Raw genomic sequence first — 223 nt, 5'->3', positions numbered from 1 at the left:
AAGCCAGGTAATCAAACCGATTACCCGGGATTTGATAACTCTATAGAGAAAGGTCATTCTCATGAATGTTGTGGAAATTATCGCAATTCTTGGCGCTGTAGGTGGTGTCCTTAACGGTCTTGGTGCTACCCTTACCGGCGTAGCTAAGCTGATTGAAAGCTGGAAGATGCCAAAGGGTAAAACCGGCGACAAGTAAGCGGTAAAAGCCTCAAGCCCGGTACTA

1 protein-coding gene is annotated in these 223 nt (G+C 46.6%); it reads left to right on the top strand.

Annotated elements, in window-relative coordinates:
* Positions 1-61: 61 nt before the first annotated feature.
* Entirely contained in the window at positions 62-196 is a 135-nt protein-coding gene (locus HMPREF2605_RS09690; protein WP_256370751.1) for a hypothetical protein, read from the top strand.
* Positions 197-223: the final 27 nt, after the last annotated feature.

It is taken from the genome of Rothia sp. HMSC065C03, assembly GCF_001837295.1.
GTDB lineage: Bacteria > Actinomycetota > Actinomycetes > Actinomycetales > Micrococcaceae > Rothia.
The sequence above is the reverse complement of the archived record's forward strand: the minus strand, read 5'-3'. Positions and strand labels throughout refer to the sequence as shown.